This window comes from Rhodonellum psychrophilum GCM71 = DSM 17998, from assembly GCF_000381545.1.
Taxonomy (GTDB): domain Bacteria; phylum Bacteroidota; class Bacteroidia; order Cytophagales; family Cyclobacteriaceae; genus Rhodonellum; species Rhodonellum psychrophilum.
On the sequence record NZ_KB906680.1, the window covers coordinates 95,678 to 118,776 of the forward strand.

Below are 23,099 nucleotides of genomic sequence, written 5' to 3' on the forward strand. Positions count from 1 at the left end.
TTATTCTTTTGGCAATTTGATCTCTTCTCCGTTGATCCGAACATTTTCGAAGCGGATGTTTTTGGTATTGGAGAAACGATAGTTTTCTTTGACCGATTTGATCTCGACATTCTTTAAGGTGATGTTTTCCACCGGAGAGCTTTCGTATCCTTCGAGCAAAACACCCACTTTGCCACCGTTTTGTACCGTCAGGTTTTCAACCCTGATGTTTCGAACCCTTGGCACATAAGCGCCGGAATCTTCATAAAACATATTGACCCGAATGACTTGCTCCGCCACCTGACCCACTTCGATATTGCGCATATAGATATTTTCGATCAGGCCGCCCCGCATGGAACTCGTCTTGATCCTCAAAACCCTATCGAGATTGGGGCTGTTCATTTCACTGTTTTCCGCAAAGACATTGCGAACACCTCCCGAAATTTCACTTCCGATGACCACACCGCCATGACCATCAGCCATTTTGCAGTTTTGGATGACGATGTTTTCACTAGGGACATTGATCCTTCTCCCATCGGCATTCCTACCGGATTTGATGGCGATGCAATCATCCCCAGTATCAAAAAAGGTGTTTTTGATCCAAACATTTTTGGAGGATTCCGGATCACAACCATCAGAATTGGGGCCGTGGCTGATTATGCTGACACCATCGATGGTGACATTTTCACAGAGCACTGGATTGAGGATCCACATCGGTGAATTGACAATCGTCACGCCTTGGATCAACACATTTTTACAGCCATAAGGCTGGACAAACTGCGGTCTCAAGAAAAACCCATCGCCAAATATCCTTTCCGATACGGGAACATTGTCCTCCGCCATTTGGAAAAGCGCATGTCTCTTATCCCGGTCTTCCTGATGGGGATCGCCTTCCTTCCATCCGTATTCCTTCTTGCCTTTCCATGGCCACCAATTGGTTTCGTTGGCCTGTCCATCGAGGGTACCATCGCCAGTTACGGCAATATTGGTTTCCTCAAAGGCATAGATCAGGGGAGAATAATTCATCAGCTCCACTCCTTCCCAGCGGGTGAATACATTTGGCAGATAATCCTCTGGATTGGTGGAAAAAAGCAAGCGTGCCCCCTTTACCAAATGCAGATTGACATTGCTTTTGATGTAAATCGGGCCAGTGGCAAAATCACCTTCGGGAACGATTACCCTTCCACCGCCGGATTCGGCGCATGCTTCGATGGCTGCTTTGATGGCAGCGCTGGCATTGGTCAACCCATCTGCCTTGGCCCCATAGTCTAGGATATTGAAGTCCCTGTCGGGAAATTCGGGTGCAATGATCTGAGAAAGGATCTCCGGCAATTGCTCCCAGGGATCGGATTCCTGCTCCATGGTTTGGTTCGCCCCACAGGCCATCATCAGGCCCGAAAGTAAAATCAACCAAAATTTTGAAAGGTTTTTTAAGGTCATTATTATATGGCTTAAGCTAAAATGTATATGAATCAATTGTAATCATTCCCCAGAGTTCCCATCACTTAACGAATCATGGGAACAGCCCTTTTACAAAATTGAATGGCCAGCCCCCAAGGATCGCGAAGCATCACCAAATGGGATCCATCTTCCAAAAGATCATCCGAAACCAAGGTCGATCCAGCCGAAACCAATCGGTCTTTGTCATGCGTGGGATCATCCGAAACAAAAGCCAGATGCACCACCAAAGGATGCTGGTTTTTAAAATCCAATACCGGACCTTTTGGATTGGCATAAATTTCCAACATAATACTCCCGCTATCATCGGCCAGAAAAGTCATAAATGGAGATTCCTCCATTTTGTTGACCACTGACAATCCGAGATGGAGTACATACCAAGCCGACATTTCCTGAGGCTGGGCAACATTGAGGGCAAAGTGTTCGAATTTCATAGGTAACAGGAATTGATTTTGGGAAATTGGCTTTTCTTTTTTTTGGCAGTGTTTTCTTTGATAAGACTGTTGATCAAACTCACATTTTCGTAGGCGGTATTGAAGGTTTACGCAACATCGTTTTTAAAAACTTACACATTCCAAATGACGAAAGAAGTAAAAGAAAAAAGTGGGCTGGGGAAATTTTAGGCAATACCCATTTCACCCCAACACCACTTCTTTCACATCAAACAAATTATTCATTTCTTAAAACGCCCACCTTGGATCACCGATGGGTCCTCCATTGGTGGCTGCAGTTCTCAAAGGAGAAGCTGCGGGGAGCGTAAGGTCAACAGTTGCAGAAGTCCAACCCAAATCCACATTGGTGACATTTGGCAAGGTGACATAATCCGCAATGCTCAGGGGAGCCGAATCTGCACCACCTGTATTCAGGTTAAACAAGTTGCTGTTTGAAATGCTCACTTGTCCGCTGCTGCCTGCCCGAAGCAAACTTGCGCCAACCGTATTGCCATCGAGAGGCATATTGTTCAGAATGGAATTGCTCATTTGGAAATCCACTTCGTTGTTGTTGGCATCCAGGAAGGAATTGTTTCTGGCGTTGGAGCCAATTCCATTGATGGTCACATTCGTTACCCTGATGATGGGCACAAATGGCATGGTCAAATTGGTTGCCCATCCGATAAATCCTCTGCTTCCAAGGTTGCTGAAGGTGGAATTGGTCACTTCCAATTCCCTAAACTCCAATTTATCTAAATGAAAGACGTAGTAGTTGGCCACCAAATGGTTTCTGAGAATGGAATTACTCACCTTGATCAGGTCAATTTTGTGGGCATTATTACCCGCTCTGTTGGCTCTCAGAAAAGAAACCCTTACATTTTCCACGATGGAGTTTTGGATGGTCACCTGCGTGAATGTGGTCGCACCCCCCGTGAAATTCAGGAAGTAATCACCTGTTCCGGCTTGTCCATCAAAGGTGATTCCGTCCGTGCTGAGACCTGCTCCATTTTCAGCGAAACTGAATTCCTTGAAATTGACCTTGGTATCAGCAGGATCACCGGAAACGGAAGCGAGATGGATGGTTTTGCCTACGATTCTAAGATTGGCATAAGCACCTGTTTCGTCTACAATATCATAAACACCAGGTTGCAAACCAATCAAAGCGCCATCTTCGGCTCCCTCAACAATCTCCCTGAAATTATCTGCAGGAGAAACCATGATGTCATAAATACTGGGTTCTTTGGTCACAAAGGAAGTAATCCCTTTGGTTCTGTTTCCTTCAAAAATCTCTGCCAAATATTCCGTAAAAGGATTGAGTCCCTCAAGGATTTTGGTTGCGGCTCCCTTTTCTTCATCAGAAATCAGAAATTCAATATTATTTCCGGTTGGATCTGTCAATACGATCCTGCTTGGATTGGCATTGGCTCTCCATCTCAACAATGCTGTATTCGACCCGATTTCATTGTCGAAGGTTGGGAGGAAAATCTGCTCTCCTGAAATCTGGAAGGCTTGACTTCTTACCCACTCTGAATTTTGGGCGGGAGTAAGTCCATTTGCCCTGATTCTTCCATAATAATCCACCTTGATGTCAAGAACATCATCGGTGATCACAGTCGTAGTGGCTTCGGTTACCAATTCCAATTCTATGGTGCTGAACAGACTGTCCTTGGCCACCTGCAGGGTGTAAGTAACTTCTCCCGGATCGGTAAACAATGCTTCAGGCCAAGATAGGGTAACTGCAGTTTCGCCATTACTGGCAGTTAGCGTGACTGGGCGAAACCGCTTCATGTCCTTAGGCACATCATAATCATCCGCAATATCCGTACAGGACAGCAGTACCGCTCCCAGAAGGAACAGTGAGGTTAAATAGCTTGGGATCAATTTTTTATGATTTTTCATTTCTTTGTCGGTTTTGGGCTTGGGTGATTTAATAACCATACTCTTGTTTCAACTTGGGATTGGCATCTGTCACAGAAGTGTGCAAGGGCAACAATTCACTTTTGCCGGGGGTAAAACCGATGGCATAAAAGGTGAGGATAGTCGTATTGATTCCATTTCCTGCCCAAGAAACACTTGCCGATCCCGCAGGAGCGACCACAGGCTGAGGTTGATAAAAGGAATTCAACCAATTCATCGAATTGGCGCCTGCCTCATAGTACATCAAGGAAGGAAGATTGCTGTATTGACCTGTTCGGCTGGCCATTTCCGCCAATTTGGCTTTGGTTTCATTCAATTTGGCATCAAGAAGGTTCCAACGAATCAAGTCATATTTCCTAACGCCTTCACCTGCCAATTCAAATGCCCTTTCGTTGACCAGGGCTTCAAAAAAGCCTTGGTAATCGGAAGGTGTCGCCCCAATCAAGCCGGCATCACCACCAAAAGCGCGCGTTCTTACACTTTCCAAGGCTGCAATCGCTGCAGGTGTTGGACCGTTGTTCAGCTCATTTTCAGCCTCGGCAAACATCAACAAAACATCTGAATAACGGATCATCGGCCAATTCACCCCAAAATACTGCGCGTTGGAATTGACAGAAACCGGATTGGTGATCCAATCCCTTCTGAATTTGCCATCCACCAAGGTCTGAAGTGTCTTGGCTACCAAGGTGTAATCCTGGTTGATGTTATAAGGTACCACGGTGACGTCCCTTCTTTGGTCATTTTCATCAAAAGCATAGAAGAAAGTCGGAAGGATTGTCAGTGCTGAGTTTCCGATATTGTTCCACCTTGGACCATTGTAATAACCCAATTTACTGTCTCCAAACTGGCTGGAACCTCCGGTCATGGCCACATCCCAAAGGATTTCGCCGTTGGGCTCCGTTCTTTTGGACAATATCCCTTCCCTAAAAACATTCTCAAAACTTGGATTCAAATTATGTGCACCACTTTGGATCACGGCCAAAGCTTCGTCTCGGGCAATGTTGTAAAACGAAAGGTAATCGGCACTTCTTTTCATCTGACGGTCCAGCCTTAGGGAATACCCCCCTCTAAACAAAGCGATTTTTGCTCGCAATGCCCTTGCCGCTCCTTGGCTGATGCGTTCGCTTGAACTACCGGGTGTTGCAAATGGCAGTAAATTGGAAGCTTCTGACAAATCATTCAACAACCGGTCATAGATCAAATCCCTGTCCATTCGTTCCGAAAACAAATCGGTCTGCAAACTGGAAGGCTCAAACTGTGCGGGAATATCTCCCCAGTTTCTGATCAATTCAAAATACAACTGGGCCCTTAGCACCAAAGCTTCTCCGTGCAATCTTCTCAATTCCCTTTTTTCAAATGCAGTACCCGTCTCGTACATGGCCATTTTTGGGATTTCATTGATACAGATATTGGCGCGCTCCACTCCCACATAAAGTTGGTTGAACGGCAGTCTCAATTGCGTATTGCTGGGCTGCACGTTGTAATGTGCAATATCCCTTCTTTCGTTGTCAGGATAGGGATTTCCGCCCTGGCCCATCATGATGTCATCGTCAAGGGGATAATACATGCTCAACCGGATTCCATAGCCATTGTCTCCACCCAAAGTGGCATAAACACCTGCCAACGCTTTGCTGGTATTGGTTACATTGCTGAAAACGTAATCCGGACCAAATGAACTGATCGGGGTGACTTCCAAATAATCCGCGCAGGAACTCAATCCTGCAAGGGAAATGATGACCGCCAAAATACTTTTATATACTCTTTTCATGGTTGCTCTCTTTTAGAATGTAATGTTCACACCTGCGATGAATGTTCTGCTCCTTGGATAAGCGGCATAATCCACTCCAGGAGTCATTGGTGTTCTCCTTCTTGTATTCACTTCTGGATCATATCCCGTGTAATTGGTGAAAATGGCCAAGTTGTTTCCCGTCGCGTAGAATCTCATTCTGGTGATCTTGAACTTGGTCAGGAAGGATTCAGGCAAGGTGTATCCCAAGGTGATGTTGTTGATACGGATAAAAGAACCGTCTTCAATCGCCCAAGAATGCATGTAAAAAGAACTTGCGGAGGTAAGCGGCGTCCATAGCGTGGCGTTTTGATTCAAAGCGGCCAATGCTACCGGCTCGGTCACCACCTGACCGGCAGGATTTACATTTGTCCATCGGTCATTCATGATGGCCAGCAAATTGGAATTCGGGGTATATCCAGAAGAAAACTCAAGTTTGTTGGCGTTCAACACATCGTTTCCATATTGGAAATTGACGAAGATACTGGCGTCAAAATTTTTGAAGGCAAACTGTTGGTTCAATCCCCCGAAGAATTTCGGCGTGGCATTTCCAATGGCAGTCCTGTCATTGTCATCCACAACACCATCTCCATTCAGATCCTTGAACTTCAAGGTTCCTGGCTTGGGTACCACTGAGGTGATTCCCTGATTGTTGGGAACACCGTCCCGAAGGCTATAAATACCTTCGTTGTAATTAAAATCCTCTATTTTGTAGAATCCATCCGTTACCAATCCCCACATCGTTCCGACAGGTTGCCCTACTTGAATGGCATAGTCAAAAGGAACATTTCCTCCTGCCCATCCCGAAGGAACCAAGAAAGAAGTTTGGTCACCAAGGCTTTCCACCCTGTTTTTATTTGTCGACACATTGAAACTTGCATTCCATGTAAAAGCCCTTTTGTCAATGATTGCTCCTGACAACTGCACTTCAAAACCCTTGTTGGAAGTTTCTCCGACATTTTGTAGTTGGACGGTATATCCTGAAGTTGATGGCACTGGCACTTCCACCAAAAGATCACGCGTATTGTTTACATAGGCATCTACGGACAACTGAATCTTGCCACCGAAAAAGCCAACATCCAAACCTAGATTTTTGGAGATGGTCGTTTCCCATTTCAGGTTTTCATTGGCCAACGCAGTCGGGGAAAAACCCACTTCCAATTGGTTGTTGAAACCATAATAAGCATTTGGACCAAATTGGGTGAGGTAAAGGAAATTGTCAATTCTGTTGTTTCCGGATTCGCCATAACTGGCCCTTAGCTTCAAATCACTGATGGTATTGCTGATGCTGTACATGAATTGCTCCTCTGAAATCCTCCAAGCACCGGATACAGATGGAAAATACCCCCACTTGTTTGCCTTGGCAAATTTGGAAGACCCATCGGTTCTAATGGTACCGGTAAGCAAGAATCTGTCGTCGTAAGCATAACTCGCCCTACTGAAAAAGGAAAGCAAACGGGATTCCTGAACATTGGAAGTCGGAATCTGAGGTTGCCCCAAGGCAATATTGCCCAATGCCCTTTCGGCAGTGATGCCTATCGGGAAAAATCTCGACTCCATATTATCAATCCTGAATTCCTCTTGGAAGATCTCATGGCCGACAAGAACATCAAGTTTATTCTTTTCAGTGAAAGCGGATCTGATTTTATTGGTGCTGAAAGTCAATACATTCGAATTGTTCAAAATCCGTCTTTCATTCTTCCTAATGGAGGCAATGGGTTGACCCGCACCTACCTGTCGCGCAGGTCCGGTGATGGTGTCGTTGAAGGCATAATCGTCCACGTTGGAAAGATCGACACCCACTGTGGTTCGGAAAGAAAGGTAATCGGTGAAATCATATTTCACGCTGCTGTTGAAGTTGGTGACATTCTGCTTGCGCTGTCTGTATTCCGCCTGCGAAAGTAAAATCGGGTTGACCAAAGCCAAAGAGTTCGCATTGGTCTGATCCGCATAATCCGGATCATAGGCCGTTACATCCGCTCCGTCCATCAAAATAGGTCTGTACTTGACCGCGTGACGGAGTCTGTTGGTAGAAGACGAACCTTCGGAGGCTGTTCCCGCTCCATTGACAAGCGTGTTGTTATATCTGACATTGAATCCTGCTGAAAGTCTTTCGTTGACTTTGTGGTCGAATTTGAAATTGATCAGTTTCCTGTCAAAATCCGACTCAAGCATGATGCCTTCTTCTGTATTGGAACTTACGCTCAAGTTGAACTTGGTGGCGGCTGTCCCACCAGTGATGCTCAAATTGTGGGTTTGCATGATGGCACTTCTTCCGAAAACCTCTTTTTGCCAATCCACGAAAGGGACTTGACGGTAATTTTCGATATCACCATAATTCCCATACGTGTTCCTGAAATTATTTCTTTCCTGCTCACTTCCTCTTGACCGCTCGTATTGGTAGCTAACGAAGTCATAGGGACTCATCACCTCAAGCTTGTTGGCGAGATTCCTTACTCCCGCAAAACCATTGTAGCTCACGGTGGTCTTCATTTCTGAGCCCCCTTTGGTGGTGATGATCACCACTCCATTAGCGCCTCTCGCACCATAAATCGCAGTAGCGGAAGCATCCTTCAACACATCAATGGATTCTATATCCTGTGGAGAAAGCACGGAAAGGGCATTCTCCACCTGTACACCATCCACTACATACAATGGGGAATTGTCTTGGGTAATGGATCCGCCACCCCTTACACGGATCAACACATCTGCATTTGGCGAACCTTCGGTTCCAGTGACTTGCACCCCAGCCAATCGGCCTGCCAAAGCTTCTCCCGCGGAATTTAGGGGGATATCTGCCAGTTGTTTGGCCCCAACGGAAGAAACGGAACTCGTAAGATCCCTTCTTTCTATGGAAGCATAGCCCACCACCACATATTCGGATAGTGTAGAAATGTCCTCTTCCAAGACCACATTGATGATGGTTTGGTTTCCTACCAAAATCTCCTTTCTCACCATCCCAATAAAGGAAAATACCAAGGTGGCATTGGCAGGTGCCGAGATGCTAAATTTGCCATCAATGTCCGCAGCCACGCCGATCGCTGAGCCCTTGACCAAAACAGAGGCTCCGGGAATCGCCTCGCCATTTGGGGAGGTAACCGTCCCTGTTACCAGATTTCCCTGGGCTGCCAGTGGACCTGTAAAACAGGCCAAGAACAAGGCACCAAGCAAAACCATCCGCAAAATTGTGTGAATTTTAAACGTATTGTTCATTTCAAATTGTTATAGGGTTTTTGTTTGATAAAGTAGAATTGGGTACTGGGAGTACCTTGTGTTTAGATCTTGGAGATTTCCTAGCCACTTAGGAACAGGGGAAGAAAAAAGAATTCGGCATTCATGAAGTTCGGGTTTAGGGTTTATTGAAATGTTCATGCGCGGTCAATTTTTTTTATCAATTTGCGCAATCGATTGCATAATAAGGAATATTTCTTTTACCCGCAAGATTTCCTGAAATATTTTGTTCTATTTTTGTTTAAAATGAACTTTTTAATAGAATATCCAAAAATTTCCTCAAGACATAAGCGATTTTGGAGGAAATAAAAACGATTGGTTAGATTATTTTGTGCAATCGTTTACATAGCTTATTCAATGTCAAACTGCCTAAATTGAGGTTAAAATGATCCTAAAAAACTCTCTTTAAAAACCGATCCATCAAATCCGCAGTAGGATCAAACCAAGGTGAAAATAGCCAAAAAGTATGGGGACTGTTTTCCACCGTTTGCACTTCAGTATAAATCCCAAATGCTTCCATTTGGGCAATCACTTCATCCCGGCCCGCATGGAACCTTTGAAATTGGCTGTTGATAAATAAAATTGGCCTGGCAATTTCACTTACCTGAGATAGTGGTGAGGCCGCCTTCCATATTTCCGGGATTTCAGCATAAGTTCCTCCCAGCCAAAGGGCAGCCATCTCCCCTTCCTCAGATTCAGGATGGTGAAAAGCCAAGACGCCATCCATGTTGATGATGGCATGCACCTCACTGGAATTGGATGATAGTGAAGATTCCTCATAGCGGGATTGTCCATTCGTGAAGCCCACCAAATTGGCCAACTGTCCACCGGCAGAACTGCCAGAAACGGCAATTTTATTGCTGTCCAACCGAAATTGGTCCCCATTGGCCTTGAGCCACTTCACCGCATACTTGATGTCAAATACGGCTGCAGGGAATCGGGCTTCCAGCGAAAGCCTGTAATCCACCACTGCCGTCACATATCCTTTTGCTGCCAAAGCTTTGGCTAGTGGGATTTGTAAAGTTCTGTCCCCTGATTTCCAACCTCCACCATGCACCAATATTATCCCCGGAAGCAATCCTCCCTTCTTGTTTTCGGGATAAAAAACATCCAGTTGAAGAGCCCGATAGCCCAATTCTTTGTAGGCAATCCCCAACCTTTCCATGACTCCTGTCATGGGTGTATCTTCAACCGGCTTGATTTGCGGGTACTTTTTCTTTTCTTTCTGGTATGCGCTTCGGAGGGTGAAACTCGTGTCTACGGCATGCCCAAACCAATCTTGGCCATAGGCATTCTTGGATCCAAATTTCCCCGCAAAAATCAATTCCTTCTGGTATTTTTTCGACTCTTCCTCGGACATTTGGTATGACCAATCCACCCTTTTGGTCAAATTCGCGCCAGCCCCTTTGCTGCCAAACTCCCCATAATAGGTAGTTTGAGCCGTTTCAGGCCTTCCCCAATTGTCCCATCCTCCAGGCAAGATATGGCTTCCCATTTCACAATTGATGAACACGGTCTTGGCAAAGTCCCGCCAAGGTCTCCCCAAATAAACCCGGTCTATGCCCTCAGCTGCGGTCAATTTACAATCCTTGAAAACGTAACCGATTTCCACCCACTCTGGCGTGGACGCGGCAGTGATGAAAGAGTTGGATTTTGAATGGATTTCACAATTTTCGAACAAAGCCGTGGCCGACCCAAAAATGAAATCCGTAGTGCCTTCGATATAACAATTCTTGTAATACTGCCTGGAATTTTCACCTGAAGCAAACACCGTATCCTGGTCTCCTTTGAAATGACAATTCTCGAAAACCAAGCGGTCTCCTTCTGCATGCAAAGCCACGGCCTGCCCGACATTTCCAGCTGTATTTTGGATGGTCATATCCCTGAAAATCAATGAATTTCCCAGCACTTTCAGCGTATAAGAACCAAAGGTATCAAGCTTGTTTTTTCCGGTATGGTCATCAAAAGTGATGATCGTTTTTTCTGGCCCATCTCCCCTAAATGTCACATTGGTGATGGTGCCCGGGATTATCAGCTTTTCCTTGTAAACCCCCGCTTTGATATACACCGTAATCGGCTTGGGCAAATACACCCGAATCGACTCGATGGCATCTTGGATAAAAAGAAAATCCCCGGTTCCATCCTTGGCCACCACGATATCTTGCTGGACTTTTCCTTTCAAATCCTTGATTTGACCATCCTTGGGGTAGGCGTTGACGCTTTGCGAAAAAATATCCAAGGGAAGCAACAACACAAACCCTATCAAAAGTACAGACACAAAATTTTGGAGGAATCTATTTGAAAGCATGGTACAAGATTAATTCAATTCCAACAGTTTTTTCAATCCCACCTAAGATTTTTGAAAAGACTCCTAACTGCCATTCACTTTGAGAAGGATAGTAATGCTGGCCTTTCTGCATCTGGATTGGGATTCATGTTGGGCGGTACCTAAATTTATGAAATCATTTGGGATCCCCTATACCTGTACTTTTCAGTGTGGATCCGGTGTTTTTTAAGGTGATGTCCCCAAACCCTTCCCTATCGCACCAAAAAAATGCTTGACATGACCAATGCAAGGAATACCCTGTTTGATCAGCTGAATTCATTAAAGTACAGAGGTTATTTCAGACTGAAATGTAAATGCATAACAGGTGCGTAAGGTGGTAAATACCTGTTGCACATTTCTCCTATATGCCCAATATCCCGGAAGCAAACTTTCTTTCAGTATAAAGCACTGCCTTTGGCCCGGGTATTTCCTGCTTTGGAGTCAAATTGATTTGTGCTTGATTGGTTCAAAAGATGATTTTCGTCATGATTAAAATTGAGAAGTATCATAATTAAATAAATTCGGATATTAATATCCTTTATTATAATAATCTTAAATTTGAATCATAAAAAAACACCATGTTTTCAAAAGCCTGCAAGTACGCCATCAATGCCATGACCTATATCGCAACCCTGCCAAAGGAAAGGGATCGTGTGGGATTGAAGGAAATTTCAAAAGAAATCAATTCCCCTGAAGCATTTACAGCAAAAATACTTCAGGTTTTGGTCAAGGATCACCTTTTGACATCCATCAAAGGACCCAACGGTGGTTTTATGATGCGGGGCAAGTCAGAAGAAATTTTTCTGGGGCAAATCGTGGAGGCGATAGATGGGGATGTGCTTTTTACCGGATGTGCACTTGGTCTAGAACATTGCAATGGCCATCACCCCTGCGCAGTCCATCACAAATTCAAGGCAATTCGAGACCATTTAGCAGGCATGCTCATGACGACAAGCCTTAAGGAAGTGGCCTTTGGCATCAACAACGGGACGAATTTTCTTCGCTCATAAAACAAATACATGAACCAATGGAGATCTCGACAAAAAGAAAAGTAGGCGGTATTGTAGTAGAAAATTTTAGAACTGCCAAAGTATTTACCGCGCATGGCATCGATTTCTGCTGCAATGGTGGAATCAGCTTGGAAGAGGCCTGTGAGAAAAACAGTGTGGATATGGAGACGCTGCTTATCGAACTTGATCAAGTCACGCAAATGCAGGATAGCACCAATTATTCTTCCTTGGATCTCAGCCAGTTGATAGACCATATCCTGAACCACCACCACCGCTATGTAGAAAACACCATACCCGCCTTGAAGATCTACCTGGACAAGTTAGAAAAGGTGCATGGTGAAAAGCATCCAGAACTTAGTGAAATCCGCAAGGAATTTTATAGTGCCGCCAACGCACTCACTGCGCACATGAAAAAGGAGGAGCTTGTCCTCTTCCCTTATGTGAAAGCCATGGAAGATTCAAAGGCAAAGGGATTCCCACTTTCCAAACCCCATTTCGGCCATATTGATCATCCTATCCAAATGATGGAATCGGAACATGAAACCGAAGGTGACAGATTTAAGAATATTTCTGCGTTAAGCAACGGCTATACTCCTCCTGCTGATGGTTGTCAAACCTACAAGGTGACATTTGCTCTTTTGGAGGAGTTTGAGCTGGATTTACATACCCACATCCATCTGGAAAACAACATTTTGTTTCCCAAAGCCAAGGTCTTGTTCCAACATATCAATTCTTAAGCGATGAATCCGGAGAACCAAGCCATTGAAAAAGCCCTGATTGGGTCAAAAACAGTGCATCACCTCGCAAGACAATGGATGGGCTGGGCCGTCCTGTTTTTCTTGGTCAGCGCTGTTTTTGGGCTGATGATGCGGTATTTTTTCATTGGAGAGATTCCTTATTTCCAATTCAAAAACCTGCTCCATGCACATTCCCATGTGGCATTATTGGGTTGGGGATTTCTGTTGGTTGCGGGTCTGCTCGTATTTTTCTTTGTCAAAGATCAGAAAAGAATAAAAATTTACTTGAATCTGTTGCTTCTCAATGTAGTGGTAGTCATCGGTATGGCCCTGACTTTTCCGATAGAAGGCTATGGACTTTTCAGCATTGGGTTTTCCACCCTCCAGCTTTTTGTCGGTTATGGCTTTGCATTTTATTTTTTGCAAGACTTGAAAAAAACAGAAAAAAGCAATGCCACAAGCTTGATCACCTTCAGCATTTATTGGATGGTATTGTCCTCCATTGGTTTGTGGGCAATCGGTCCTATCGGGGCCACGCTGGGCAGACTCCATCCGCTCTATTTCATGAGTGTCCAGTGGTTTCTACACCTCCAGCTCAACGGTTGGTTTGTCTATGTTTTACTGGGTTTACTCCTCCATTTCCTAGGTGAAAAGGGTTTTAAAATCAACATCCCAAAGACCTTTGAATACCTTTTGCATATTTCCCTTTTCCTGACCTATGCATTGAGTGTTTCATGGAGCACACCCATGAAGGGGCTTTTGGGCATCAATGGAATTGGAGTGATTTTTCAGGCCATCGCCTATTTTTTTATCCTCAAACCCATTGTTCTTGTTTTGATTTCCGAATTCGAATTGGTGAAAGATTGGGCAACCAAACTGCTTTGGCTGGGAATCATTAGCCTCGGCTTGAAGGCGTTTTTACAGGGCTTATTGGTCTTTCCTGAACTAGCCCAAATTTCCTACACCATCAGAATGTTTGTTATCGGATTTATCCACCTGATCATGTTGGGGGCCATCACTTTCAGTTTGGGAGGAATTGCGCTGAAAAACAACTGGTTGCCAAGAGACGCTTCCTCTGGTTGGGGCTGGTTCTTCTTGGCCCTTGGCTTTCTCCTGTCGGAAATGCTCCTACTCGGGCAAGGCACCTTGCTGTGGTTGAAATTGGGCTTTATTCCCTCCTACCACTTCCTGATCTTCCTTGCTTCCACCCTATTTCCAATTGGTCTTTCGATCATTCTGTACCGCATACCCAAAAACAGCTCCCAAAATTTCGAGCATCAAAATGCCAATTCAACAAAAATCAACAATCCAAAAAACAAAAAACCTATGAAAATTTCAATGTTAGTTACAATAGTTGTATCGGTTCTTCTTCTGACCAGCTGCGGCGGCGGGAGTGAAAACCAGAGCACCTCAAAAGCACCAAGTGCGGAAAAAGTAGAAGCAGATCCAAGGGGAATCGGCGAAATAAAAAAAGTGGAATTGAAAGAAGCCATCGATGAGACCATGGCCAGCAATGGAAAAGCAATCGTGGACATGAAATGCACAGCCTGCCATCAATTGAATGACAAAAGGCTTGTTGGACCCGGTTTTCAGGGTGTTACCAACAGGAGGTCGCCTGAATGGATCATGAATATGATCACCAATGTGGAAGTCATGTTGGATGAAGATCCTGTTGCGCAAGCCCTTCTTGAAGAGTGTCTCACCAGGATGCCGAACCAGAACATTTCAATTTCTGAATCATACGAAATCCTTGAGTTTTTACGGAAAAATGATGAGGAAAAGGCTGGCGAAAGAGATGGGGCCGCTATTTAATATACAGTTTAAACCAAAAAAAAAATGAAAACAGGACAATGGCTTATGGCAGGTGCAATCGCAACGATTCTCCTGGCCCCCGGTTGCAAACCCAAAGGTGCACAAAGCGCCCTTTCGGGAGATGCTGCCAGCAAAGTATACGTAGCGCCAGGGCAGTACGATGAGTTCTACAACATTGTCTCCGGAGGATTCAACGGACAGATCAGTGTGGTGGGACTTCCCTCAGGAAGGGTATTGAAAATTGTCCCGGTTTTTTCTGTCCATCCGGAAAACGGTTGGGGGTTTTCGGAAGAAAGCAAGCCGATGTTGAATACTTCCCATGGATTCATTCCTTGGGACGATCTGCATCACATCGCTATTTCTACGACCAATGCAGAACATGATGGCAGATGGGCTTTTGCAAACGCGAACAATACGCCCAGAATTGCCAAGATAGACCTGACCACTTTCAAAACAACAGAAATCATTGAAATCCCCAACAGCGGTGGCAACCACTCCTCCCCATTCATCACTGAAAACACGGAGTATATCGTGGCGGGCACGCGTTTCAGTTTACCCACAGGGGACAATGTCGATGTACCGATCGCTACTTATAAAGAAAATTTCAAAGGAACGATAAGTTTTATCAGCGTAGACCAAGAGCATGGAAACATGGACATCGCTTTCCAATTAGATGCCCCACCGTTCAACTTTGACTTGGCAAGAGCCGGTAAGAAAAAATCCCATGGCTGGTTCTTCTTTTCCACTTATAACACCGAGATGGCCCATACGCTGCTGGAGGTAAATGCCTCGCAGAAAGACAAGGATTTTATCATGGCTGTCAACTGGAAAAAAGCGGAAGAATACATCAAGGCAGGCAAAGGCAAGAAAATCAAATCCCCTTACGTACACAATGTCTGGGATGAAGATACCCATACAGCCATTTCCACAGTCCGAGAAGATATTCTTTCCCTAGACCCAAGAGAACTGAAAGACATCGTTTATTTCATTCCCTGTCCAAAATCGCCGCATGGAACCGACACAGATCCCACTGGTGAATATATCATAGGCAGCGGAAAGTTAGCCGCCATTATCCCGGTGTTTTCTTTCACCAAAATGCTCAAGGCAATTGAAGACAAGAATTTCGAGGGCAATATTGATGGAATGCCCGTATTGAACTATGAGGCTGTTTTGCACGGCGAAGTCCTGAAACCAGGTCTTGGACCATTGCACACCGAATTTGACGGGAAGGGAAATGCCTATACCTCCATGTTTGTTTCCTCTGAAATCGTCAAGTGGAATATTGAAACACTTGAAGTATTGGATAGAGTACCGACTTTCTACTCGGTAGGCCATTTAATGATCCCTGGAGGCCCAACAGGAAAACCCCATGGAAAGTACATGGTTGCCTACAACAAAATCACCAAAGATCGCTATCTACCAACGGGACCTGAGCTGGCACACTCTGCCCAGTTGTTTGACATTTCGGGTGACAAAATGCAACTGTTACTGGATTTTCCAACCATCGGTGAGCCGCATTATGCAGAGGCATTTCCGGCGGCTTTGATCAAAGACAAGCAGGTGAAGTTTTATAAAATGGAAAAAAACAACCATCCAAGAGCGCTCAAGGGGATCAATGATGCCCGGGTGGAAAGAGATGGAAACAAGGTCCACGTCTATATGACTTCTATCAGGTCAAATTTCCGTCCTGACAACATCGAAGGAGTAAGAGTGGGTGACGAAGTTTACTTCCACGTCACCAACCTGGAACAAGACTGGGACGTTCCCCACGGATTTGCGATAAAGGGGGCCAATACGGCTGAACTCTTGATCATGCCAGGAGAAACCGCAACACTCAAATGGGTTCCGGACAGAGTTGGGATTTTCCCTTTCTATTGTACGGATTTCTGTTCCGCGCTGCATCAGGAAATGCAAGGGTACCTCAGGGTCTCTCCAAAAGGCAGCAACAACCCCATCACTTTCAGTACAGGAGTAGCCGAATAAATAAACCATCAATACCGCCAGTACAAACTGGCGGTATTATCCCCTTTTGAAATGGAAAAATTAAGCCTTCTCAACCGCCTTTTGGTTCTTACCGCATCATGTTTGATGGTCGCGGCATATTTCACCCCTTTATGGCAAATCAGTCTGTGGGCTCCCCAATATCCAGAGGGATTGAACATGAAAATCTGGATAGACCGGCTCAGTGGAGATGTGACTATCATCAACGGAGTGAATCATTACATCGGCATGAAACACATCGGAGATGAAATGTTTCCAGAGTTTCAATATATCATTTACATCATCGGCAGCATCATAGTTTTCGGGTTTTTAACGGCCCTTATTGCCAAGAGATGGGCACTTTACACCTTTTTCGGAATGGTCGGGCTGCTGGGTATCGGCGTATTGGTGGACATGTACCTTTGGGGATATGACTATGGACACAATCTTGATCCAACCGCAGCGATCAAAGTCCCAGGAATGTCATATCAACCGCCATTGATCGGATACAAAGAGCTCCTCAACTTCTTGGCATATTCAGGTCCCGATACAGGGGGTTGGATTTTGGGAGGTGCGGCTACCTTGGTGGTTTTGGCCATCATTATCGATTTTCGGAATAAATCCAAATTGAAAAACACGCTTCCATAATAGAAAATGTCATGAGAAATATAACCACACTGTGCTGCATCCTTATGTTTTTGGCCTCCTGTAATGTGGAACCCAGGGCCATCCGGTATGGAGAGGAAATCTGTCACCACTGCAAAATGAAGTTGATGGATCCGCACTTCGGTGCAGAAGTCCTCACAGAAAAAGGTAAAATTTTCATCTTTGACGATGTGAATTGCCTGATGACTTTCTTGGAATCCAATAAGATCCCCGCTGAAAACATCAAGAAAATCCTGGTTGCGGATTATCACAGTCCAGAAAGCCTGATCGACGCCTCCAATTCTTTCTACCTGAAATCGGAGCAATTCAAAACGCCAATGGCAAGCAGCATTGCGGCATTTGGAGACTATGAAACACTCAAAGAATACAAGACCAAACATGGCGGAATCTACTTGGCTTGGGGGGAATTAATGACACAGTTTAAGTAAATGCAAAAAGTGGAAAGCTGGGATTATAAGCTGTACGCATGCATTGGGTCTAAATGAGAAGGACATGAAAGCAATAATTTTTATATGGACTTTGGCTTTGTTGGGGGTAATTTTTCCAGTCTTTGGAAACACCCTCCAAATAAAGCCCGGGCAATCTATTCAGGCAGCGATAGACAAGGCTGAGAGTGGGGATACCCTTTTGATCGCAAAAGGATTGTATCAGGAAAATGAAATTACCATTAGAAAACCGCTTACCTTGATCGGTCAGGATTTCCCTGTCATTGATGGGCAAAACAAAGGAAACATTATCCTTGTGGCAGCAGCTCAGGTAAATATCGTAGGACTAGAATTGATCAACACAGGTTTTTCCAACATGGAAGATTCCGCTGCGATCAAATTCTTTGACTCAGATGAGGCGACAGTGGAAAACAACAGACTGAACAATACTTTTTTTGGAATCCATTTTTCCAATTCAAAAAACATGCGCATTCGGGGGAATCAGCTTCGGTCCACCTCCGAGAAAGAATATCAAACCGGCAACGGCATCCATCTCTGGAAGTGTCACCATGCCACCATAGAAAATAATTTTGTCACAGGACACCGGGATGGGATCTATCTGGAATTTGTCACCAACAGCACCGCCATCAAAAACCTGATTGAAGACAACAAGCGATATGGACTTCATTTTATGTTTTCGCATGACAACAGCTACGTGGAAAACACATTTAAAAAAAACGGCGCGGGTGTCTCGGTCATGTATACACGGAACGTCCTGATGAAGGACAATATCTTTGAAGACAACTGGGGTCCGGGATCCTACGGAATCCTGCTGAAAGATATCTCCAACAGCGAAGTGACTGGCAATATCTTCAGAAAAAACACAGTGGGAATTTATATGGAAGGCAGCAGTAGGACAACGTTCAAAAACAATACTTTTAGAGAAAACGGTTGGGCTTTAAAATTGATGGCCAGCTGTGACGACAATACCTTTGTTGCCAACAATTTTATCGCCAATACTTTTGACATCAGCACCAATGGCAGCTTGATCCTCAATAAACTGACTGAAAACTACTGGGATAAATATGAAGGATATGACCTGAACAAGGATCAAATCGGTGATATCCCCTACCGCCCAATCAACCTTTACAGCGTGATCGTGGAAAAAATCCCTGCGGCGGTGATGCTTTGGAGAAGTTTTTTGATCGGTCTTTTGGATCGTATAGAAAAAGCAATCCCTTCCATCACGCCAGAAAACATGGTAGACAATTCCCCTAAATTAAGACCTTATGATTTCGGTAAACAACATCTATAAGAAATTCGGAAGCCTGGAAGTACTTCAGGACTTCAATCTCAATTTTGAAGCAGGAATCAGTTATGCCATGATGGGGCCCAACGGCTCAGGAAAAACCACCCTAATCAAAACGATCTTGGGCATGGTGATCCCCGATTCGGGAGACATTGAAGTCCAGGGAAAATCCATAAAAGGAGAATTTGCTTATAGGGCAAATATAGGCTATATGCCTCAGATCGGGCGATATCCCGGGAATATCAAAATTGGGCAGCTTTTCAGGATGATGCAGGACATGAGACCTGGAATAGAAAATTATGACATGGAACTTGTCCGAAATTTTGGTCTTGACGAGATGATGGACAAACCCATGCATACGCTCAGCGGAGGAACCCGCCAAAAAGTAAGTGCCTGTCTCGCTTTTATGTTTCATCCGGTCATCTATATTCTGGATGAGCCGACAGCAGGACTCGATCCCATGGCGGTGGAAGTCCTGAAGAACAAAATCAAGAAAGAAAGGGATCAGGGAAAACTATTTCTGATCACATCCCATATTTTGAGCGAACTGGAAGAGCTCACCACGCATGCCATTTACCTGTATGAAGGGAAGGTGTTTTTCAACAACAGCATCGAAGAACTCAAGGAAACCACTGGTGAAACCAAATTCTCCACCGCAATCGCCAGGCTGATGGAGTGGAGCTTGAAAAAACAACCTCAAAAAAAACCAAACCATGTTTAAGTTGCTAAAATATTCCCTATACGATATTGTGAAATCACGTTTTGCAATCTTGTACACTTTATTTATGGTGCTGGTGACGGTGTCTATTTACCAGATCAGCGAGGACCTGAGCAAGGTTTCCCTGAGTTTGTTGAATATCATGCTGATGATCGTGCCGCTTATCTCAGCGGTGTTTGCCACCACACATTTCTTCAATAACCTAGAATTCACCGAACTGATGCTTGCCCAACCCGTCAAAAGGCGGGATGTATTTCTCAGCCAGCTCTTGGCGGTGATCATCATGTTGAGTCTGGCCATCTTGATCGGTATAGGGCTACCTATGGCGATTTGGGGTGCCGAGAGTAGCTTATTGGTTCTACTCGCCGCTGGTATTGCGCTCAGCATTGTGTTCGCTGGATTGGCATTTTTGGCTTCTGTATTGACCCGTGACAAGGCCAAAGCGATCGGAATTACCCTTTCCTTTTGGATCTATTTCTCCTTGGTGTATGATGGGCTTGTGCTCTATGTGATCTATAGCTTTGCGGATTATCCTTTGGAAAAAGCCACGCTGGCCATGGTCATGCTCAACCCTGTGGATCTTGCCCGGATCATCATGCTGATGCAACTGGATATATCCGCACTGATGGGATATACAGGTGCCTTTTTTCAACAGTTTTTCGGCAGTGCAAAAGGGATCATGCTTACCTCAGGGGTTTTGCTGATTTGGATGGTCTGGCCGGTTTTGCTGTCTATGCGGATCTTCAAAAAAAAGGATTTCTAATTTGATCAGTTTTTGATTCTTCAGGGGGCTCTACCTACTCAAATAAGCCCTAAGCACCTGCAGACACAACATTCAATCTTTCAGGAATTTAACCAGTTCCGGAACCGTCCTTTTCAGCTCTTCCACAGCCAAATCACAGATTTTGAAAGCGCCGGTTGGAGAAAGATGGGTATTGTCTTCTTTTCCTTCCGGAAAGCGATTATAATCTCCGGGCCTGTAGTGGAGAAAAAGCTCCTTGGATTTTTCCACGCCGAATTGTTCCAAAAGCGCAATGGACTTTTTGTGCAAATCCCAGAGCGGGACACCCAATTCCGCCGCCACTTCTCTCACCACTTCCGAATACCGGCCATGGGTATCGGTCAATATCCCGTTTTCATCAAAACTCCTCCGCGAAATCGGCGTCGCCAATATGGCTTTCCCTCTTTTTTCTCTTGTCTCACGGACAAATCGAATCAGATTGGCTCTATAGTCCGTATCGGCAGCAGCATACCTGTCTTTGGATTCCGACTTCTGGTCATTGTGGCCAAATTCAATCAGGACATAATCACCGGGTTGAATCCGATTGAGCACCTTTTTCCATCTTCCCTCGCTTCTGAAACTTTTGGTGCTTCTTCCATTGACTGCGTGGTTTTCAAATCTGACCCCATCCTTGAAATAAAGTGGGAAAATCTGCCCCCAGCCTTTTTCAGGATTGCTCCCCGAATAGGGCTTGTCCGCCAGGGTGGAATCCCCAACCAAAAAAATGGTGATTTGGGATTTCTTTTGAAAGGCAGAAATCCCCAAAACCAAGGCAACACATGCGATCAATATCAGTTTTTTCATCATGTTTATTCGATCTTCACGGCATTTTTCGGCAATTCGGGAGCGTGGAAAAATTGACTTCCAGCAGCTTTGAAGTCCGCTTTTTGAAAAGTGATGTTTCCGGATTTTTCACCCAGAACACGAATGGGCGTCTCTCCATTTTCAGCAAATAAAAATCCCTTCACGGCAATGTTCTTGCTGTTGTATAGCGTCAGCGCCGCATCCATTGGTGAAATCACCTTTACATTGACCAATTCCAATCCATCCGTGTCCACCACGATGATTCCTTTTTTGGCTTCGAAAAAAGAATTTTCTAAGCGGACATTTTGCAGGTTCATTTCCGGCAAGCCCTGGAAATTGGCCGGCTGACCACTACCAGTAACATTAATGTTTTTCATGAAAATGTTCCTAAAAGCAGGTGTTTTTTCGGTCACAGGAATTAGCGTTTCGTCTCTCTTTTCCCTGTCAGCACTTTGCTCGGCTTCCAATACGGGTGAATTTCCTCCATAAAAAAGGTTGAAATTGATCGCATCCGTCGGGATATTGAGCATATCAATATCGGAAATAAAGATGTTTTCCACAACGCCCCCTCTGCCCCTTGTGCTTTTGAAACGCAATCCAACATCCGTCCCCATAAAGGTACATTGGGAAATATGGACATTTTTGACTCCGCCCGACATTTCACTTCCGATCACAAATCCTCCGTGACCATGATAGACAATGTTGTTTTTGACCAGCACATTTTCTGTGGGCATATTCCTGTCTCTTCCATCTTGGTCCTTTCCGGATTTGAAACAAATCGCATCGTCTCCCACATCAAAGGTATTGTTGTAAATCAACACATTCTTGCAGGATTCCAAGTCAAGACCGTCTCCGTTTTGGGAATACCAGGGGTTTCTTACACTGAGGTTCCGGATGATGATGTCCTCACTCATCAAGGGATGGATGTTCCACGCAGGGGAATTCTGGAAGGTCACCCCATCCAGCAAAATCCTTTTGCTGCTCACGATACTCACCATAACAGGCCTTAAAAAATCCCTGACTTTTTCAAATTCCGAAGGATCGATGAGATCCGGCACATTGAAACTGCTGCTGGAAATATAGCCTGTTCTTGACCCTTCAGTTGGAAACCAGATGTCTTTTTTTTCATTGAGAAAACCTCCTGAAGCCAAGAGTTTTTTCCATTGGGAATCGGTCATTTTACTGCGTTTGACCGGTCTCCAAGCATCTCCGTTTCCGTCTATCGTTCCAGATCCGGTGATCGCAATGTTTTCCACTTCAAGGGCATAGATCGGGGAAACGCAGCGTGTAGTATTCAAACCCTCGAAACTTGTTTCCACCAGGGGATAATCCTCAAAATCCTTGCTGAACAAAATCAATGCGCCCGCTTCCAAATGAAGGTTGATATTGCTTTGGAAGCGAATGGGTCCTGTCAACCAGATTCCCCGAGGAACCAAAACAGTGCCTCCCCCATTTTTTGCAACCGCTTCGATCGTTTTAGCAAAAGCCTCCGTGTTCTTTGTCAAGCCATCAGAAACGGCACCAAATTCCGCGATGCTAAGCAAAAAATCAGGAAAGCTTGTTTCCTTCACTTTTGGCATGTCAAACTCCACCCCGTCATAGATGGTTTGGATATTGATTTGGCTTGGTGAATTTTGGGCATTGGAGAAAGTATTGATCCCGATCAATAAATAAAAGAGGGATATCCAAAATGTATTTTTGCTTGTCATTTTCAATGGGTTTAATTTTT

Annotated in this window: 17 protein-coding genes; 9 read left to right on the plus strand and 8 right to left on the minus strand. The window is 44.8% G+C overall.

The window, feature by feature from the left end:
- The 6 genes from F824_RS0113325 to F824_RS0113355 form a co-directional block, all read right to left on the minus strand.
- Complete coding sequence (locus tag F824_RS0113325) at window positions 1–1,419, minus strand: glycoside hydrolase family 28 protein (protein ID WP_019598402.1); 1,419 nt, start codon at window positions 1,417–1,419, stop codon at window positions 1–3.
- A 65-nt stretch (window positions 1,420–1,484) separates the two neighbouring features.
- Window positions 1,485–1,871 (minus strand): VOC family protein, encoded by a 387-nt coding sequence (locus F824_RS0113330; protein ID WP_019598403.1) that lies wholly within the window; start codon window positions 1,869–1,871, stop codon window positions 1,485–1,487.
- A gap of 246 nt (window positions 1,872–2,117) precedes the next feature.
- Entirely contained in the window at window positions 2,118–3,767 is a 1,650-nt protein-coding gene (locus tag F824_RS0113340) for a DUF4957 domain-containing protein (RefSeq protein ID WP_161629734.1), read from the minus strand.
- 28 nt (window positions 3,768–3,795) lie between these two features.
- Window positions 3,796–5,553 carry a RagB/SusD family nutrient uptake outer membrane protein gene (locus F824_RS0113345; RefSeq protein ID WP_019598405.1) on the minus strand — a complete coding sequence of 586 codons (1,758 nt, stop codon included), beginning with the start codon at window positions 5,551–5,553 and terminating at the stop codon, window positions 3,796–3,798.
- A gap of 12 nt (window positions 5,554–5,565) precedes the next feature.
- Complete coding sequence (locus F824_RS0113350) at window positions 5,566–8,784, minus strand: SusC/RagA family TonB-linked outer membrane protein (protein ID WP_019598406.1); 3,219 nt, start codon at window positions 8,782–8,784, stop codon at window positions 5,566–5,568.
- Window positions 8,785–9,193: 409 nt separating this feature from the next.
- Window positions 9,194–11,110 (minus strand): pectinesterase family protein, encoded by a 1,917-nt coding sequence (locus tag F824_RS0113355; RefSeq protein ID WP_019598407.1) that lies wholly within the window; start codon window positions 11,108–11,110, stop codon window positions 9,194–9,196.
- A gap of 596 nt (window positions 11,111–11,706) precedes the next feature.
- On the opposite strand from F824_RS0113355, the gene F824_RS0113375 reads away from it, so the two are divergent.
- The 9 genes from F824_RS0113375 to F824_RS0113415 all read left to right on the plus strand — a co-directional run bounded on the left by F824_RS0113375 (window position 11,707) and on the right by F824_RS0113415 (window position 20,548).
- On the plus strand, window positions 11,707–12,138 hold the full coding sequence (locus tag F824_RS0113375) for an RrF2 family transcriptional regulator (RefSeq protein ID WP_019598411.1): 432 nt from the start codon (window positions 11,707–11,709) through the stop codon (window positions 12,136–12,138).
- Window positions 12,139–12,155: 17 nt separating this feature from the next.
- Window positions 12,156–12,875: an iron-sulfur cluster repair di-iron protein gene (gene ric / locus F824_RS0113380; RefSeq protein WP_019598412.1), complete on the plus strand. Its 720-nt coding sequence runs from the start codon at window positions 12,156–12,158 to the stop codon at window positions 12,873–12,875.
- A gap of 3 nt (window positions 12,876–12,878) precedes the next feature.
- The gene (locus F824_RS0113385) at window positions 12,879–14,687 is read left to right on the plus strand and encodes a c-type cytochrome (RefSeq protein WP_019598413.1); all 1,809 of its coding nucleotides are present in this window, start codon (window positions 12,879–12,881) and stop codon (window positions 14,685–14,687) included.
- Window positions 14,688–14,711: 24 nt separating this feature from the next.
- Window positions 14,712–16,670 (plus strand): Sec-dependent nitrous-oxide reductase, encoded by a 1,959-nt coding sequence (nosZ, locus tag F824_RS0113390; protein ID WP_019598414.1) that lies wholly within the window; start codon window positions 14,712–14,714, stop codon window positions 16,668–16,670.
- Window positions 16,671–16,721: 51 nt separating this feature from the next.
- Window positions 16,722–17,315, plus strand: coding sequence for a hypothetical protein (locus F824_RS0113395; protein ID WP_022582232.1), 594 nt, complete (start codon window positions 16,722–16,724; stop codon window positions 17,313–17,315).
- Between the two features lie 11 nt (window positions 17,316–17,326).
- A complete protein-coding gene (locus F824_RS0113400; protein ID WP_019598417.1) occupies window positions 17,327–17,761 on the plus strand; it encodes a nitrous oxide reductase accessory protein NosL in 435 nt (144 codons plus the stop codon).
- 64 nt (window positions 17,762–17,825) lie between these two features.
- Entirely contained in the window at window positions 17,826–19,073 is a 1,248-nt protein-coding gene (locus tag F824_RS0113405; protein ID WP_019598418.1) for a nitrous oxide reductase family maturation protein NosD, read from the plus strand.
- Window positions 19,048–19,788, plus strand: a complete 741-nt coding sequence (locus F824_RS0113410; protein ID WP_019598419.1) for an ABC transporter ATP-binding protein — start codon at window positions 19,048–19,050, stop codon at window positions 19,786–19,788. The genes F824_RS0113405 and F824_RS0113410 overlap by 26 nt, the downstream gene beginning before the upstream one ends.
- The gene (locus F824_RS0113415; protein WP_026333701.1) at window positions 19,781–20,548 is read left to right on the plus strand and encodes an ABC transporter permease; all 768 of its coding nucleotides are present in this window, start codon (window positions 19,781–19,783) and stop codon (window positions 20,546–20,548) included. The genes F824_RS0113410 and F824_RS0113415 overlap by 8 nt, the downstream gene beginning before the upstream one ends.
- Before the next feature lie 72 nt (window positions 20,549–20,620).
- On the opposite strand, the gene F824_RS0113420 is transcribed toward F824_RS0113415, so the two are convergent.
- Both F824_RS0113420 and F824_RS0113425 read right to left on the minus strand, forming a co-directional pair.
- Complete coding sequence (locus F824_RS0113420; RefSeq protein ID WP_019598421.1) at window positions 20,621–21,373, minus strand: rhamnogalacturonan acetylesterase; 753 nt, start codon at window positions 21,371–21,373, stop codon at window positions 20,621–20,623.
- Between the two features lie 2 nt (window positions 21,374–21,375).
- Complete coding sequence (locus F824_RS0113425) at window positions 21,376–23,079, minus strand: glycoside hydrolase family 28 protein (protein ID WP_019598422.1); 1,704 nt, start codon at window positions 23,077–23,079, stop codon at window positions 21,376–21,378.
- Between the last annotated feature and the right edge of the window lie 20 nt (window positions 23,080–23,099).